The following is a 15,576-nucleotide window of genomic DNA, read 5'->3' on the forward strand; positions in this document are numbered from 1 at the left end:
GCCGGCGCCCAGAAACAGGGTGCGCCCTCCGCACGGAAGGCGCGCCTCATCTCCCTTCTTACTTCGCGTCCTTGAAGATGATCATGGGGAGCTCTTCGCCCCGGTCACCCTTACTCGACTTCCCTGCCCCCTTCGCCTCGCGCAGCCGCGCGGGGTACTCGGTGTCAAGACGTTTCTGTATCTCCTCCGCCTTCGCCGTATCTCCCGATTTCCGGTACGCCTGCTCGAGGTTGACCAAGGTGTCGGCCAGCCCCGGCTCTCCGGAGAAACGCTGCAGCGCCTCGTTGAGACGCTTGATCGCCGAGGCGTACTTCTTCGTCCTCACGTAGAAATTCCCGACGTAGTTCTCGTAGGCAAGCTGCTTCGCACGGCAGTCGGCCAGCTTCTCCTTGGCCTGCGGCACGTACTCGGAAGCGGGGTACTGGGCCAGGAACTCCTGGAAGTAGTGCACCGCGTTCTTCACGGCGGTCTGGTCGGTGTCGATCCCGGTGATCTCGTTGTAGTTGCTGAGGGCTAGCCGGAACAGCGCGTAGGGCGCCTTCTCGTTGCCGGGATGGAGCTTGCGGAAGTCTTCGTAGGCCGCGGCAGCCTCGATGAACGCGCCGTTTTCGAAGTGGGCGTCGGCGATCTTCAGCTCGGCCTTTGCCGAAAGCTCGGGGGAGCTGTAGCTCTCCTTCACCTTCTTGAACTGGTTGATGGCCTCCTCGTAGTTGCGGGACGCGTAAGCGGTCTCCCCTTCCTTGAAGTAGGTCTCGGGCGTCTTCACCGGCGCCGGGGTCGAGGCGCAGGCACTGATCAGGGAGAGCGCGGCGAAAAGGCCCAGGTAACGCAGGGAACGAGAGTGCATGGTGTCTCCTCCGGTCGGTGAATTCGTGAAAGCCCCGCAGCCGTGGTCCGGCTGCGGGGGTGCTTGGATCAGGCCCTGCCGGCGCGCTTGCGCTTGGTGGGATCGAGTTCCTTTTTCCTCAGGCGGATGGAGACAGGGGTCACCTCTACCAGTTCGTCCTCGTCGATGAACTCCAGCGCCTGCTCCAGGGTGAGGTTGCGCGGCGGCGTGAGCTTGATGGCATCGTCGCTGCCGGAGGCGCGCACGTTGGTGAGCTTCTTACCCTTGCAGGGGTTGACCTCGAGGTCGTTGTCTTTCGCGTGCTGCCCGATGATCATGCCGCCGTACACCTCGACACCCGCACCGAGGAAGAGGATGCCGCGCGGCTGCAGCGCGTCGAGCGAGTAGGCCGTGGTCTCACCCTGCTCCATGGCGATGAGGACGCCGTTCTTGCGGCCCGGGATCTCACCCTTGTAGGGGGCGTAGTTGTGGAAGGTATGGGTGATCACAGCGGTGCCGCGGGTCTCGGTCAGGAACTCGCCCCTGATGCCGATCAGGCCGCGAGCGGGGACGATGAATTCGAGGCGCACCGTCTCCCCCATCGGGTTCATGGAGACCATCTCGCCCTTCCTGGGACCCATCCTTTCGATGATGGCACCTTGGTACTCGGAGGGGACGTCCACCACGAGGTATTCCATCGGCTCGTGCCTCACGCCCTCCACCATGCGCATGATGACCTCGGGCTTGGAGACCGCCATCTCGAAGCCTTCGCGGCGCATGTTCTCGATCAGGATGGAGAGGTGCAGCTCGCCGCGCCCGGAGACCTGGAAGGTGTCTGCGTTCGCGGTGTTGGCGACCCTCAGCGAGACGTTGGTCCTAAGCTCGCGGTCCAGACGCTCGCGGATGTTCCTCGAGGTCACCAGCTTACCCTCGCGGCCGGCGAAGGGGGAGGAGTTGACGATGAAGTTCATGGAGAGGGTCGGCTCGTCGATCGCCACGTAGGGAAGCGGCATCGGGTTGTCGGCAGCGGCGAGGGTCTCGCCGATCCCCACCTCGGTGAAGCCCGCGATGGTGACGATGTCGCCGGTGAAGGCCTCCGCGATTTCAACCTGTTTCAGCCCTTCGTAACCCAGAAGCTTGGTGACGCGCCCCTTGGAGATGGTGCCGTCGCGCTTGATGAGGGCGACGGTTTCACCGGAGGCCACCTTGCCGTTGAAGATCTTGCCGGTGGCGATGCGCCCGATGTAGTCGTTGTAGTCGATGTTGGTGACGAGGAGCTGGAAGGGTGCGTCCGGGTTCCCCTCGGGGGGATGAACGTTGTCCTTGATGAGCTCGAAGAGCGGCTCCATGTTGTCGGAGGGATGCTCCATCTCGCGCATCGCGTAACCCATCTTGGCGCTCGTGTAGCAGATTGCGAAGTCGAGCTGGGCGTCGGAGGCCTGCAGTTCGCAGAAGAGGTCGAACACCATGTCGACGACCTCGGCAGGACGCGCGCCAGGGCGGTCGACCTTGTTGATGACGACGATCGGCTTGAGGCCGAGGTCGAGGGATTTCTTCAGTACGAAGCGGGTCTGCGGCATCGGCCCGTCGAGGGCGTCCACCAGAAGCAGCACGGAGTCGACCATCTTCAGTACACGCTCAACCTCGCCGCCGAAGTCGGCATGGCCCGGAGTGTCGACGATGTTGATCTTGTAGTCGCCGTGGTGGATGGAGAGGTTCTTGGCGAGGATGGTGATGCCGCGCTCCTTCTCCAGGTCGTTGGAATCCATCACGCGCTCGGTGATCGCCTCATTCTCCCTGAACACCCCGGACTGTTTCAGCATGGCGTCCACGAGGGTGGTCTTGCCGTGGTCGACGTGGGCGATGATGGCGATGTTTCTGATCTTCTCCTGCATGTTTTACTGCTCCTTTATCTTTGGCTCGTCACAAATAAAAAGACGAGCAGAGAAGCCCGTCTTAAAAAAACAGCCCAATATTGCATTTTTCGGATATCTTTACAAGCTATTTTCTGATGATACGGCGCCGGCCGCCCATGGCGGCCATCTGCTGTTTCTGGATCGCGGCCAGGCTCTCCAGGTGGAACTGAAGCCACATCTCGCCGTACCCCTTCATCTTCATCTTCTTACCTTCGCGCAGAAGCTCCAGGTTGAGCTTCAGGTTCTCGTCGCCGGGGAGCTTCGACAAGCCCTTGGCGGCGATCTCGCACGCCTTCACGTTCTCGCCGATCTCGTTCAAGCAGTAGGCGTAGAGGGCGTAGAGGAGCGACTCCTTGGGGGTCGCCATGATCGCCTTGTCGAAGGTCTCCTTCATCTTGTCGTGCTTGTTGCGCTTCATGTAGGTGACGCCGAGCATCCCCATGGTGACCCAGTTTTTGAAGAACCCTTTCTCCAGGTACGGGAACGCGGTGGCGAACTCGCGGCGCACGAAGTAGACCATGCCGATGGAGGAGTTGATCTGGCTCTCCACGTAGATCTGCCACTTCGCGTAGCGCAGGGCGGACTTCAGGTCGCGAATACCCTTCTCGAAGCGCTGCGCCTGGATATCCTTCATGGCCCCCTCCATGAGAACCTCGAGCTTTTTCGTCACGCTGCGGGCGATGAGGACGAAGCAGGCGGTGAAGACGATCATGGCGCCCAAAAGCGCGGCCCACCAGTACTGGAAGCCGGCGGCGAGGGAAACGATGAGGAAAACTGCGACAGCTGCGCCTGCGGAAATGAGAAGGTTGTACATCGGCTGATTTATCCTTTCGTGGTGCGGGTCAGGTGGTTGTAGGTGCTGCAGTGCGACGGACTGGGCCTATCCCTCGTCCTTGGCCAGGCTCCCCTTCTTCTGGTACTTGGCCACGATGATGCGCTTGCCCGGCTTGAGGGCGACCCTGGTCTTCAGGTTGTTCCAGGCCGAGAGCAGGCGGGCCGTGACGTTGAACCTCCTGGCGAGCGAGGTCAGGGTGTCTCCCTTTTTCACGGTGTAGTACTTGTGGACTTCCTTCACCTCGGCCTTGAGCTCGGCCTTCGCCTCGGCCTTTACTTCAGCCTTAGCCTCGACATGGGGCGGCTTCGCGGCATGGGAGGCAACGTCGGCCGAGGCCAGCTGCACCGGCACGGTCAGCACCTTGCCGTGCAACTTGAGTTTCTTCTTGCCCAGGTTGTTCAGCTCGGCGATGGCCTGCGGCGTGGTCTTGAAGCGTTTTGCTATGGAATCCAGGGTGTCGCGCTTCTTCGCCCGGTACTGGACGTTCTTCACGCGCTCGACAAAGCGCTCCCCCTCGGGGATCTTGGCGTACGCCTCCTGGCAGGTGGCGCCGCTCCCCTTTGGGACCTTCAGAAGGTACCCCGGGTAGTCCGGCGGCGTGGTGCCGCGGCGCAGTTCCGGGTTCAGCTCCCGGAGGTTCTGCATCGGCACGTTGCAGACCTTGGACATCACGTCGAGGTCGGTGCGCGTGGGGACGGAAACCTGGTCGAAGTCGATGGGGGGGAGATAGGCGACGTCGGCGAAACCGTATTTCGCCGGCTCCTTGGCGATGATCGCGGCGGCCAGAAGCTTCGGCACGTAGTCCTTGGTCTCCCGGGCCAGGTAGCTCCCCTTGGAGATTTCCCAGAAGTCCCGGGTGTTGTACATGTTGATGGCGCGCAGGATCTTGTTCTCGCCCGCGTTGTACCCGGCTGCGGCGAGGTACCAGTCGTTGTTGAAGAGGGCGTAAAGTTCTTTCAGATAGAGCGCCGCGGCGACGGTCGCCTTCAGGGGGTCGCGCCTTTCGTCCATCCAGTAGTCGATGCGCAGGGAATAACGCTTGCCGGTGGCCGGCATGAACTGCCAGGGGCCCACCGCGGCCGCCACGGAGACCGCGTGCGGCAGGAAGCCGCTTTCGATCATGGCAAGGTAGACCAGGTCCTCGGGAAGCCCCTCCTTCTTGAGCACCGTCTTCATCATCGGGATGTAGCGCTCGCTCCTGGAAAGCCACTTGGCGAAGGCGCCCCGACCGGGTCCCTGGAAGTAACGGGTGAAATATTCGACCTTGGAATTGAAGGTAAGGGGGATGTCGGAATCCGGCAGCTCCATCTCGGGGAGCTTCAGCTCGAAGTCGTCCGGGTCATCGGTAAGATCGTCATCATCCTGGAAATCGGCGGCGGTGAGGCCGAGCCCCTTGGAAAGGGCGAGGTCGGCGGAGGCGAGTTGCTGCGTCTGAAGTTCCGCACGCCCGGAACCCGGCGCCGGTAGCGCGGGTGCCGCAAGGGCGGTGCAAGGCAACAAAAGTGCGAGTATGAGCAGGGTGACTTTAATCATTCAATACCTTTAGCTGGGGTAGCGGGCGTACGCACAGGTGCGCAGAATAGCGGAATTCTCCACACTTGTCAATCCAAAGGGCACCTTTGGCGGCTTTGCAGGAAGGGGCGCCCTCCCCGCCACTGCATATCGGGCCGGGGAGCCTAGTGTTTAGCGCGGCGGGATGAAGGCCGGGCAAACAAAAAGCCCCCCGTGTGATTACCGGGGGGCTTTTCCGTGTGCGATCCGCCCGCCGCTTTTACCCGGCGGGCCAACTAGGGCAGCCTTCCTTGCAGTGGGTCACCGGACGGATCATGTAGAAATTGGTCCACATATGCGTGATCTCCTTTTCCCTGTTGGATTTGCATCCCTCGCTGTGTGCATCCCGGAGGATGGCAAAAATATAATGGTGCCCCCCTCCCCTGTCAACCCGCCCCCTAGAGGGAGCGCCCCGACTTCTTCATGAGCCGAAGGAGGAAGCCGTCTTTCAAGGTGAGCGCGGCATGGGGGCAGAGTTCTCGGCAGCAGAAACAGCGGATGCAGCGCTGGTAGTCAAAGCGCAGCCGTCCCCCCTGCACCCGGATCGCCTCCGGGGGGCACGCCTTGACGCAGATGCCGCAGAGTTCGCACTTCTCAGGCGCCACCTCGGGCCGCGAGGTGAACTGGTGACGCAGCCGGTTTTTCAAAAACCGGGGCAGGCCGAACTGGACGTCGGAGAGATGGGGAAGGCGCAAGGGGCGCGCGAGCGCAGTCGCGGGGTCCGCACCGGTGACGGCGACCTCCTCCCGCTTGGATCCCGGGAGCCCCATGTTGCGCGCGGCGCTCTCCAGGTAGAGGAGCTTCTTCGGGATCCCCGCAACCTCGGCGGCGACCTGGTCCACGGCCACCGCGTTGTCCCCCGCCATCAAAAGCCCCACCTCGCAGGGGTCCCCGCTACCCGGCCCGTCCCCCTCCATCGCCACCACCGCGTCGACGATGTTCAGGTCCGGCTCGCGCAGCATATATACCTCGATAAGCATCCGCGCGAAGAGTTCCTTGTCCGCCCCCGCCTTCAGGTGCCAGGCCGCCTTCCGGGTCCCGACCACGGCGCCGAAAAGGTTCTTCACGCAGCAGGTCATGGTCATCATCTCGTGCGTCTTCAGCTTCGGGAGGTTGATCAGGCGGTCCGCTTCGAGGTAGGGGCGGGCGAGTTCGAACTCCCGGAAGGTCCCCGTTCCGCCGACCGTCGCGCTTTCCTCGAAGGGAACGAACTCCGCCCCGGTCTCCTCGATGACGCGCATCATGCCGGAGCGCTCGGCGACGCGCCTGCCGCTTCCCACGCCGGGTGAATCACCGACGAGCGCGATGCCGCCTGCATGCTGCACGGCGAGGATGACGGCGCGCAGCACCTCGGGGTGGGTGGTGACCGCCGCCTCAGGGGGCTTCGCCGAGAGGAGGTTCGGCTTGATCAGTACCCGCTCGCCCGGCTTCACGTAACGCTCCATCCCCCCTAACGGTTCGAGCAGGCGCGCGAGTCCTTCTTCCACCTCTTCCCGTTCATACCGCGCCACCCTTTGCAGCGACACCTGGTACATGCCCCCTCCCCGTCAAAAGCTGTTGTAAAGTTCCACCGCACTGAGGTAGATTCCCATACCATGAAACGGGCCATCGAGCAATTCTGCAGCTACCTCGAAAACGAGCGCAACGTCTCGCAGCACACCCTCGCCGCCTACCGAAGCGACCTCCACCAGTTCGCCCTTTTCCTAGATCCGCACGGCACCTTTTCCCTCGCGGAGGTGAATCACCTCGCCATCCGGCGCTACCTCGCCCATCTGCACAAGGGGCACGCGAAGAGTTCCATCGGCAGAAAGCTCTCCGCCATCAGGGCCCTCTTCCGTTACCTTTTGCGCGAGGGGCAGGTGGAGAAAAACCCCGCCGAGTTGGTCAGTACGCCGAAGAAGGAAAAGCGCCTCCCCTTTCACCTGAACATCGACCAGGTCGAGGCGCTCGTCGAGGCACCGCGCGGAGCGGACGTCCTCTCGCTCCGGGACCGTGCCGTACTGGAGACGCTCTACTCCTGCGGGCTCAGGGTGAGCGAACTCACCGGGATGAACGTCGGCGACCTGGACCTTCCCGGGGCGCTGGTACGGGTGCTGGGCAAGGGGGGGAAGGAGCGCATCGTGCCGGTCGGGTCCTGCGCCCGGGAAGCGCTCACCGCCTACCTCGAGGAGCGCGGCAACCCGCAACCTTCCGAGCCGCTCATCCTGAACGCCCGCGGCGGCCGTCTGACGAGAAGGAGCGTAGCGCGCATCGTCGACGCCCACATGCTGCTGATCGCCACCATGCGCAAGGTCTCCCCCCACACGCTGCGCCACACTTTCGCCACCCATCTCCTCGAAGGGGGCGCCGACCTGCGGGCGATCCAGGAGCTGTTAGGACACGCCTCGCTCTCCACCACCCAAAAGTACACCCACGTCAGCATCGACAAGCTGATGGAGGTCTACGACAAGGCCCACCCGAAGGCACGCTCCTAGTTTCTCGCCCCCCTCTACACATCCCCCCAGCCCCCCAGCCCCCCAGCCCCCCAGCCGCCCAGCCGCCCACCGCCCAGCCGCCCCAGCCGCCCCAGCCGCCCCAGTCGGACTAGTCGGACTAGTCGGGCTTGGCGGGCTTGGCGAACTAATAAAAAAACGCCCCGCCGGTTTCCCGGCGGGGCGCTCTTGCTGCGGTAACGATCTGCCGCGGACTCTTAGTCCTCGCAGAGGTCGATCTTCACGTCCCAGTTCTTCAGCTTCATGGTGCCGTTCTTCTCGAGGTTGAGGTGCATCTTGAAGGCGCGATCCCAAAGCTGCGGCTCGTGGCCGACCTTCCTCGCGAGGCAATCCTTCTCGGCGATGTTGAGGTACTCGGTGAGCTGTGCCTTGTAATCCGGGTGGGCACACTTCTCGATGATGCGACGGGCACGCTCTTTCGGAGCGAGGCCGCGCAGGTCGGCGAGACCCTGCTCGGTGATGACGCAGTCGAGGTCGTGCTCGGTGTGGTCGATGTGCGAGCAGTGCGGCACGACGCATGAGATACCGGTCGGGTCGGTCTTGCTCGGACGGGAAGACGGGGTGTGCATCATCTTCAGGAAGCCGTTCCTCAAGAAGTCGCCGGAGCCGCCCAGGCCGTTGATCATACGGGTACCGCCGACCAGGGTGGAGTTGGCGTGTGCGAAGATGTCGATCTCGACCGGGGTGTTCATGGCTATGCAACCCAGACGGCGGATCGGCTCAGGTGCGTTGGAGATCGAGAGCGGACGCAGGGTGATCTTGTCGAAGTACTTGTCCATGTTCTCGAAGAAGCGCGGGAAGCCCGGGCTGGCCGAGAGAGACAGCGAGCAGGAGGAGGCCGCGTCGAGCTTGCCGGAGTCGAACAGGTCAAGCATGGTGTCCTGGAGTACCTCGGTGTAGACGGTCAGGTTCTTGAAGGGGCCCTTGGCCAGGCCGCCGATGACGGCGTTGGCGATGGAGCCGACGCCCGACTGGATCGGGAGCAGGTTCTTCGGCAGACGGCCCGCCTTCACCTCGGTGGTGAAGAAGTCGATGATGTGGTTCGCGATCGCCTCGGAGGTGTCGTCCTGCTCGGCGAAGGCACGTCCCTGGTCACGCAGCTTGGACTCGACCACGGCCACGACCTTGCTCGGATCGCAGGGGATCGAGGTGGAACCGATCCTCTCGCCGGCATGGGTGATGCCGAAGATCTGGCGGTTCGGCGGGGTGAGCGGGGTCAGGAGGTCATGGATGCCTTCGAAGGATGGCTGTCCGGTGTTCACCTCCAGGATGATCTTGTCGCAGATCATCAGGATCTCGGGGATGACGCCGCAGGAAGAGGTCGGAACCAGGGAGCCGTCTTCCTTGATGGCGGAAACCTCGATGATGGCGAGGTCAAGCTTGCCGCTCTCGGAGTCCTTGGTGTAGAAGCCGTAGCCCAGGTCCTGTGCGAACAGGGAGAGGTGCTTGTCGCCCATGCGGATGCGGCCGGCGTTGATGCCCGCTGCGATGTTTTTGCCGGTCTGGTACGGCCAGCGGCGGTCGATCATGTCCAGAGTCGCCCAACGGTCTTCGGTTTCCGCACCGACGGAAGCGCCGATGAAGAGGTTGAACTTCAGCTTGCCCTGCAGGTTGTTCTTCTCTACGTGGTCAGCCAGGGCGATGGGCACCACTTTCGGGTAGCCTGCCGGGGTGAAGCCGGACCAGCCAAGGTTCATCCCGTTCTTGAAGAACTCAATGGTCTGCTCGGGAGCCATGACCTTGTTCAAAAGTTGTTTGCATTGTACCCGGTCTTGAAGTGTGCCGTACTCGGACATATCTGCCTCCTGTTTTGTTTTGTTGTCTACAACTAAATCAGCTGAATGCTGACAGATAACAAGGTGTTGCAATCAAGTTCGCCACCGCGCAAGCTCCTTATCCAGCGGCGCTTTTGCCTTTTCCCCCGGAAAAGTAGAACCGGATTCTACTCAAGAGGGCCCAGCGAGTCAACTAAAAACCCGTATAACTCTATTTTAGATCTTCGAACGTTCGTTCGATCGATACGTACCCACAAGAAGCATTGTATACAGTATGCAATCTAATCTCAAGTTGCCGTTCACGTCAACAATAAAAAATCGTTTCGCCTCTGAAAGCACAACAAACACGGCGTATGACGGAGAGTTTGCCCGCGCCGTGGTCGATATTTGAAGAGTGACGCGACCTCAAGTCTTGACGCTGATTTCTCTTTCTATTCTGCCCACTAGGCTGAGTTGTGCGTTACGGCGGCAGCTATGGCGCAGGAAAAAGTAGAGGGTAGTCTCGCCATGAAAACGGGCTGCGAAGCGGGCAAAGCGATGGGAGGTAGCGGGAGCGCGTCTTACGCCAAAATAAAACAAACGAAGGGAGGTGTGAAAAGCGACAGGCCGCCCCGATGCACCGGAGACGGCCTGTGAATGGAATCAAGGAGTGAGATTGGACCTTATTCGGCGCGGTAACCGATGCGCACGGCACCCCAATGGCGGTTGTTCAGGATGATGGGGGTCGAGATGTCGTTCATGATCTCGCCGGTGTCCCTCATGTAGGTCTGCAGCAGGAACGGCTCGGTGTTCTGCGCCGCCTTGAGGCCGGTCTTGTCGTCGAAGATGCGCTTGGTCCGGTTGTTCACCTTGTCCACTTCCGCGTCCCCGGTGAGCGGCTTGGAGTAGCGCAGGTTGTGGCTCGCCACGTAGCCGTGGTCGTCCACGCAGATGGCGAAGAAGATGGATTCCTTGCGGCCGAGGATCGCCTCCTGCACCGGCGAGATGTAACGATCGAAGAAGCCGTCGAACGCCGTGGCGAACTTCTGCGGTGTGGTGTTCGGTATCGGCTTGTAGTTACGGTCGAACAGGTCGGTCATGCTGATCCTCCCTGCGGCGACTCCCTCGCCGATGACCGCGATGAAGCTGTCCCTGAGTTCCGCCGCCATGCGCTTCATCTCGTCGTGCCTGTTGCCGACGCTGAATTTCCCTACCGTCGAGAAGATCTGTTCGGCAACACGGGTGAGCTCCGTGAACGCCTTGTCGCTCTCCAGCATGTCCTTGTGCACCGCCGACGCCGACCCTGAAACACCGTGGATCTTTTCGGCGATCTCGTTGGTGGTGGCGCTTTGCTCCTCGGTCGCCGAGGCGATCTGGTTGATGAGCTGCGCCGTCTCCCCGGCGAGCCCAAGGATCCGCTCCAGGCACTCCTTGGCTGCCATGGACTTCGCCACCCCGTCCTCGACCCGCTCCTGTTCCTCGGCGATCGACCTTGCCGCCTCGCGGCTTTCGGACTGGATGTTTGTGATGATCTTGGCGATCTCCTTCGTCGACGTTGCCGTCTTCTCCGAGAGCATCTTGACCTCGTCGGCGACCACCGCGAACCCGCGGCCATGTTCACCGGCCCGCGCCGCCTCTATGGCAGCGTTCAACGCGAGGAGCTTGGTCTGGTCCGCGATGTCCTCGATGAGGTTTATGATGTCGCCGATCTGCGCGGAGGAGGCCTCCAGCCTCCCTACCGTGTCGAGGGTCTGGGTCACGTTCTCCCTCACGAGGACGATGGAGTTGCACGCCCCGTCCACGACGCCCATCCCCTGACTTGCCGCCTCGTCCACCTCGGAGGAGAAGCCTGCCGCCTGATGGGTGTTCCCGGCCACCACGTTTAGGGTCGCCGCCATCTCCTCCGTGGCGACCGCCACCGACTCCGAGCGGTCCTTCTGCTCGGCCGACGACGCCACGGTGTTCCTGGCACGGCTCGAGACGTGGCAAAGCGAGATAGAGATGTGCTCGGCCAGTTCGTAAAGAACCGTGATCGTTTCGCGCAGTTTGTTGACGAGGTGGTTTATGTGCCGGGCGAGGTCGCCGATCTCGTCGTTCGAACGGACCGGGATCTCCTTGGTGAGGTCCCCTTCCCCCTGGGCTATATCTTTCAGCTTGTCGGAGAAGAAGAGCAGGTCGCGCATGACTGTTTTCTGGAAGAAGACGTACATGCAGAGCATCATGCAGACGAAGAAGAGGCAGCCTGCGGCAACCAGTATGGTGATCATCTTTATGGCGCTGCGGTAGCCGTCCTCGAGCGAGGAGGTGAGCTGCACCGCGCCGAGGTACTTGTCCCCCGCGTCGTGGCACTGCTTGCAGCGCTCTTCGTTACGGAGGGGAACCGCCATCCTCAGGGTGTGGATCCCCCCGGTCGACTCTCTGATTTCAACCGGCTTCCCGTCGGCGAGGCTTCGGGTGACGTCCTTGTTGATCGCTCCGGTCTCGGAATCCTTGCCGTCCTTGTCGAAGATCTTGATGTCGAAGCCGAAGTTCTGCTCCTTGGCGACCTTGGCGAGGTTCTTCACCGACTTCGCGTCGTCCTTCATCATGAAGGCCGAAATCTCGTCCACGATAACGGCGGACATGGTCCGGCTGTTCTTCTCCTGCAGCTTCATGCTGGAGCTGTACTGGAGCCAGATCGCCAGGCAGCCGACAATGGTGATCCCTACCAGCAGGTTGATCCCAATGATCGCCAGAATCTTGTGTATTAGTTTGTTAGTGAACATTGCTCCTCCCGGACAGAACAGCGTTCGCTGTCGGTGAGGATTCTATCGGACGATGATCACGGTACTTTAGGGTGCGTATTCAATATTACTGATATTTAATATTCAAACTGAAGGTTCTCCAATGGTTTCTTTTTATGCGGCAAAAGGTTCGTCTGTTTGATTCAAGTCAAAACGACGGTAGGCTTGGGTATGCTAGTATGGCTGAAAGTCTTACTACCACGGAGGTCGACATGACACAGCTTGGCGATCAGGAACTGCACCGGCAGCTGGTTCAGAATTGCAACGATGCAATCATATTTTCAGACAGGGAAGGGGTGATCAGGCTCTGGAACAAGGGAGCGGAGGAGATGCTCGGCTTCAGCGCTGAGGAAGCCATCGGGCAGTCGCTCGACATCTTCATCCCGGAGAACCAGCGCGCGCGGCATTGGGAGGGATATTTCCGGGTCATGGAAACCGGTTCCACGCGCTATGCGAAAGAGCTCCTGGCCGCCCCCGCGCTGCGCAAGGACGGCACCCGCATCTCGACCGAATTCTCCATGACCATCATCAGGGATGCCGAGGGGAATATCGCCGGAACCGTGGCGGTGATGCGCGACGTATCGGCGCGATGGCAGAAGGAAAAGGCGCTCCGGGGGCGGCTCGCCGAGCTGGAAAAGGGGGCGACGCCGGCCTGACGCTGCTTCGCATGAAAAAGGGCGCCTGGACTCTTCCAGGCGCCCCCTCCCGCTGCGCTACCCCCGCGTGAAATCATCCCACCTGATCCACCAGGTAGTTCTGCACCCCCATCTGGGCGATCTGGTCCAGTTGCGCCTCGATGTCGTCGATATGGCTCTCCTCTTGGTCCAGGATCGACTGCAGCAGTTCCCGCGTCCCGTTGTCGCCAAGCTCTACGGCGAGCTTGATGCTCTCGTTGTACCCGCGGATCGCCGTTTCCTCCAGGGCGTGGTCGAACTGGTGCATCTTCGGGATCTCGCCGCCGATGTGGATCGGGTCGAGCCGGCTCACGATCGGCCGTCCCTCCAGAAAGAGGATCCTCTCGATCAGCTTCTCGGCATGCTTCATCTCGTTGATGGCGCGCTCACGGATCGCGGCATGGAGCCGCTTGTAGCCCCAGTTTTCGCACATCTCCGCGTGCACCATGTACTGGTTGGTGGCGGTGAGCTCCTCGGCCAGGCGCACGTTCAACTGTTCGATCACCCTTTCGTTCCCCTTCATAGACGACCTCCTTTTTTGATGAGGCCCGGCTGACGCCGGGTCCGCTTCCTTCCGGCGGAAAGGCGCGCCGGCCACCAAATTAGTTTATCCTAATTCAAGCGACTGAGAGTATACCCGGCCTCGCGGCGTTGGCAATCTCCTGATGACGCACGGGAAAAGGGGAATGCGGCGCAAAAAAAGCGCCGGCCCCTCATGCAGGGACCGGCGCTCGCAGTTACACATTTTCCGGAAGCCTAGACCGCGGTCTCCGGCTCCTCCTCGTCGGCGTCGCCCCCCATGGGGACCGCCTCACCTTTCGGCAGGAGCAGGTTCAGCAGGATGGCCGCTATGCCGCAGAGGCTCACACCGTGCAGGTGCTGACCGGCCACATTGATGGACAGCCCGCCGATGCCGAAGACCAGCACGAGCGAGACGATGATCAGGTTGCGCGGGCGGTGCATGTCGACTTGGGCGTGGATGAGGGTGTTGAGACCGACCGAGGCGATGGAGCCGAACAACAGCATCATGATGCCCCCCATGACCGGTGCCGGGATCGACTGCAGGATGGCGTTGAACTTTCCGAAGAAGGCCATCACGACGGCGAAGCCTGCGGCCCAGGTCATGATGACCGGGTTGTAGCAGCGGGTGATCATGACGGCGCCGGTAACCTCGGCGTAGGTGGTGACCGGGGGGCCGCCTACGAGGGCCGCGGTGCAGACCGCGAGGCCGTCGCCCAGCATGGTGCGGTGCAGGCCCGGCTTTACGGTGTAGTCCTTGCCGGTGACCGCGCCGATGGCGACGATGTCTCCCACGTGCTCGATGGCTGGCGCGAGGGCGACCGGCACCATGAAGAGGACGGCGGACCAGTTCCACTGCGGCGTCACGAAGGTGGGGACCTGGATCCAGGGGGCCGCCGCGACCTTGGCGAAGTCGACGAGCCCCAGGAAGATGGAAAGGACGTACCCTACCGCTACGCCGGAGAGAACCGGCAGCAGCCGGAAGATACCGCGGGCGCGCACGGCGACGAGGGCGGTGGTGAGAAGCGAGACGCCTGCGACCAAGAGCGCAGTGTCATAGTCGACGAGAACGGCGCTGCCGTCGCCGGTCTTGCCCATGGCCATGTTGACCGCGACGTTGGCAAGGCCAAGGCCGATGATCATGATGATCGGGCCGACCACCACCGGCGGCATGATGCGGTGGATGAATTCCGCGCCGCGCAGGTAAATGGCGGCCGAGAAAGCAAGATAGAGAAAGCCCGCGGCGAAGAGCCCACCCATGGTGGCGGGAAGCCCCCAGGTCTGCACGCTGTAGATGATCGGCGCGATGAAGGCGAAGGAAGAACCGAGGAAGATGGGGACCTCACGCCCGGTGCAGAGCTGGAAGATGATAGTGCCGACCCCGGCGCCCAGAAGCGCCATGCTGGGGTTGAGGCCGGTAAGGATCGGCACGAGCACCAGCGCGCCAAAGGCGACAAAAAGGATCTGCGCTCCGGAAAGCGCCTGGCGCCAGACCGGTTCTTTTACTTCGGACATGCAAAAACCTCACTTGGAATGGAAGATACGGAGGGGATACCCCCGCTCGATGACAGCAGGGGTGCTACTTGGTGCCGAAGATCTTGTCCCCGGCGTCGCCGAGCCCGGGGAGGATGTAGCCGTGCTCGTTCAGGCGCTCGTCGATGGCCGCCACGTAGATGTCGATCTCGGGGTACGCATCGGCGATCTTTTTCAGCCCCTCGGGTGCGGCGACGAGGCAGAGCACGCGGATCTGGAGGCAGCCGTTCTTCTTGAGCATCTCGATGGTCGCCGCCATCGAGCCGCCGGTGGCGAGCATCGGGTCGATGATGAGGGCGAGGCGCTCGTCGAGTTTAGTCACGAAGCGTTCGAAGTAGGTGTGCGCCTCCAGGGTTTCCTCGTTCCTGGCGAGTCCCACCACGCTCACCTTGGCGTTGGGGATCATGTCGAGCACGCCGTCCAGCATACCGATGCCGGCGCGCAGGATGGGGACCACGGTGACCTTCTTCCCCTTGATCTGCTGGATCTCGAACTTACTGCCGTCCCAACCGGTAATGGTCCGCGGCTCCAGCTGAAAGTCTCTCGTGGCCTCGTAGGCGAGCAGGCAGGCGATCTCGGAGGTGAGTTCCCGGAACTTCTTCGTGCTGATGCCGCTCTCGCGCATCAGGCCAATCTTGTGCTTCACCAGGGGGTGGTTTACTTCGTGGACGCTCATAGCCTCTCCCGTCGAAA

The 15,576-nt window shown here is 61.9% G+C and carries 12 protein-coding genes; 2 read left to right on the top strand and 10 right to left on the bottom strand.

Features of this window, described 5'->3' with window-relative positions:
* Positions 1-58 precede the first annotated feature (58 nt).
* The 5 genes from E8L22_RS02720 to E8L22_RS02740 form a co-directional block, all read right to left on the bottom strand.
* A complete protein-coding gene (locus E8L22_RS02720; protein ID WP_136523733.1) occupies positions 59-847 on the bottom strand; it encodes an outer membrane protein assembly factor BamD in 789 nt (262 codons plus the stop codon).
* 68 nt (positions 848-915) lie between these two features.
* Positions 916-2,721, bottom strand: coding sequence for a translational GTPase TypA (typA, locus tag E8L22_RS02725; protein ID WP_136523734.1), 1,806 nt, complete (start codon positions 2,719-2,721; stop codon positions 916-918).
* A 106-nt stretch (positions 2,722-2,827) separates the two neighbouring features.
* A complete protein-coding gene (locus E8L22_RS02730; RefSeq protein WP_136523735.1) occupies positions 2,828-3,556 on the bottom strand; it encodes a tetratricopeptide repeat protein in 729 nt (242 codons plus the stop codon).
* A 66-nt stretch (positions 3,557-3,622) separates the two neighbouring features.
* Positions 3,623-5,110 (bottom strand): lytic transglycosylase domain-containing protein, encoded by a 1,488-nt coding sequence (locus tag E8L22_RS02735; protein WP_136523736.1) that lies wholly within the window; start codon positions 5,108-5,110, stop codon positions 3,623-3,625.
* A 416-nt stretch (positions 5,111-5,526) separates the two neighbouring features.
* Complete coding sequence (locus tag E8L22_RS02740) at positions 5,527-6,663, bottom strand: DUF362 domain-containing protein (protein ID WP_136523737.1); 1,137 nt, start codon at positions 6,661-6,663, stop codon at positions 5,527-5,529.
* A 60-nt stretch (positions 6,664-6,723) separates the two neighbouring features.
* On the opposite strand from E8L22_RS02740, the gene xerC reads away from it, so the two are divergent.
* Positions 6,724-7,602, top strand: a complete 879-nt coding sequence (gene xerC / locus E8L22_RS02745; protein WP_136523738.1) for a tyrosine recombinase XerC — start codon at positions 6,724-6,726, stop codon at positions 7,600-7,602.
* 215 nt (positions 7,603-7,817) lie between these two features.
* On the opposite strand, the gene E8L22_RS02750 is transcribed toward xerC, so the two are convergent.
* Together E8L22_RS02750 and E8L22_RS02755 are read right to left on the bottom strand one after the other, a co-directional pair.
* Entirely contained in the window at positions 7,818-9,416 is a 1,599-nt protein-coding gene (locus tag E8L22_RS02750) for an acetyl-CoA hydrolase/transferase C-terminal domain-containing protein (RefSeq protein ID WP_129127366.1), read from the bottom strand.
* Positions 9,417-10,057: 641 nt separating this feature from the next.
* Entirely contained in the window at positions 10,058-12,139 is a 2,082-nt protein-coding gene (locus tag E8L22_RS02755; RefSeq protein WP_136523739.1) for a methyl-accepting chemotaxis protein, read from the bottom strand.
* 230 nt (positions 12,140-12,369) lie between these two features.
* Here E8L22_RS02755 and E8L22_RS02760 point away from each other — a divergent pair, with 230 nt between their 5' ends.
* The gene (locus tag E8L22_RS02760) at positions 12,370-12,813 is read left to right on the top strand and encodes a PAS domain-containing protein (RefSeq protein WP_136523740.1); all 444 of its coding nucleotides are present in this window, start codon (positions 12,370-12,372) and stop codon (positions 12,811-12,813) included.
* A 73-nt stretch (positions 12,814-12,886) separates the two neighbouring features.
* On the opposite strand, the gene bfr is transcribed toward E8L22_RS02760, so the two are convergent.
* The 3 genes from bfr to upp all read right to left on the bottom strand — a co-directional run bounded on the left by bfr (position 12,887) and on the right by upp (position 15,559).
* Complete coding sequence (bfr, locus tag E8L22_RS02765; RefSeq protein ID WP_136523741.1) at positions 12,887-13,354, bottom strand: bacterioferritin; 468 nt, start codon at positions 13,352-13,354, stop codon at positions 12,887-12,889.
* A gap of 233 nt (positions 13,355-13,587) precedes the next feature.
* The gene (locus tag E8L22_RS02770; RefSeq protein WP_136523742.1) at positions 13,588-14,865 is read right to left on the bottom strand and encodes a uracil-xanthine permease family protein; all 1,278 of its coding nucleotides are present in this window, start codon (positions 14,863-14,865) and stop codon (positions 13,588-13,590) included.
* A gap of 64 nt (positions 14,866-14,929) precedes the next feature.
* Entirely contained in the window at positions 14,930-15,559 is a 630-nt protein-coding gene (gene upp / locus E8L22_RS02775; protein WP_136523743.1) for a uracil phosphoribosyltransferase, read from the bottom strand.
* Positions 15,560-15,576: the final 17 nt, after the last annotated feature.

Source organism: Geomonas ferrireducens (genome assembly GCF_004917065.1).
In the GTDB taxonomy this organism is placed as follows: Bacteria; Desulfobacterota; Desulfuromonadia; order Geobacterales; family Geobacteraceae; genus Geomonas; species Geomonas ferrireducens.

Bases quoted from the DNA above. Each gene is read 5' to 3' on its own strand.
- typA (WP_136523734.1), bottom strand. From the start codon at position 2,721: ATGCAGGAGAAGATCAGAAACATCGCCATCATCGCCCACGTCGACCAC.
- xerC (WP_136523738.1), top strand. From the start codon at position 6,724: ATGAAACGGGCCATCGAGCAATTCTGCAGCTACCTCGAAAACGAGCGC.
- E8L22_RS02770 (WP_136523742.1), bottom strand. From the start codon at position 14,865: ATGTCCGAAGTAAAAGAACCGGTCTGGCGCCAGGCGCTTTCCGGAGCG.
- E8L22_RS02720 (WP_136523733.1), bottom strand. From the start codon at position 847: ATGCACTCTCGTTCCCTGCGTTACCTGGGCCTTTTCGCCGCGCTCTCC.
- bfr (WP_136523741.1), bottom strand. From the start codon at position 13,354: ATGAAGGGGAACGAAAGGGTGATCGAACAGTTGAACGTGCGCCTGGCC.
- upp (WP_136523743.1), bottom strand. From the start codon at position 15,559: ATGAGCGTCCACGAAGTAAACCACCCCCTGGTGAAGCACAAGATTGGC.
- E8L22_RS02740 (WP_136523737.1), bottom strand. From the start codon at position 6,663: ATGTACCAGGTGTCGCTGCAAAGGGTGGCGCGGTATGAACGGGAAGAG.
- E8L22_RS02735 (WP_136523736.1), bottom strand. From the start codon at position 5,110: ATGATTAAAGTCACCCTGCTCATACTCGCACTTTTGTTGCCTTGCACC.
- E8L22_RS02730 (WP_136523735.1), bottom strand. From the start codon at position 3,556: ATGTACAACCTTCTCATTTCCGCAGGCGCAGCTGTCGCAGTTTTCCTC.
- E8L22_RS02760 (WP_136523740.1), top strand. From the start codon at position 12,370: ATGACACAGCTTGGCGATCAGGAACTGCACCGGCAGCTGGTTCAGAAT.
- E8L22_RS02755 (WP_136523739.1), bottom strand. From the start codon at position 12,139: ATGTTCACTAACAAACTAATACACAAGATTCTGGCGATCATTGGGATC.
- E8L22_RS02750 (WP_129127366.1), bottom strand. From the start codon at position 9,416: ATGTCCGAGTACGGCACACTTCAAGACCGGGTACAATGCAAACAACTT.